Origin of the sequence: Sedimentibacter sp. B4, assembly GCF_000309315.1 — a bacterium.
Taxonomy (GTDB): domain Bacteria; phylum Bacillota; class Clostridia; order Tissierellales; family Sedimentibacteraceae; genus Sedimentibacter; species Sedimentibacter saalensis.
This window is the reverse complement of sequence record NZ_CANG01000706.1, coordinates 1-212: the sequence shown is the minus strand read 5'-3', so window position 1 is coordinate 212 and position 212 is coordinate 1. Positions and strand designations below refer to the sequence as shown.

At 70.3% G+C, this 212-nt stretch carries 1 pseudogene; it reads right to left on the bottom strand.

From position 1 onward, the window contains the following. Positions 1-195 (bottom strand): annotated as a pseudogene (locus BN358_RS25640) (sensor histidine kinase); the annotation flags it as partial. Positions 196-212 lie beyond the last annotated feature (17 nt).

Here is a 212-nt window from a genome sequence, read left to right as displayed (position 1 = left end):
GAGGGCTCGGGTCCACTCGACCAGACCGCTGAGGCCGTGGCCCGGACGCACCTGCGCACCACCCACGCCGTCGTCATAGACCTCCAGCACCAGCGGGTCGGCCAGCTGCAGCCGGACCGTGGACGTGGTGGCTCGCGCGTGCCGGGCCTGGTTGGTGAATGCCTCGCTGACCAGGTAGTACACCGCCAGCGACACGTCTTCCCCTGGGGTCT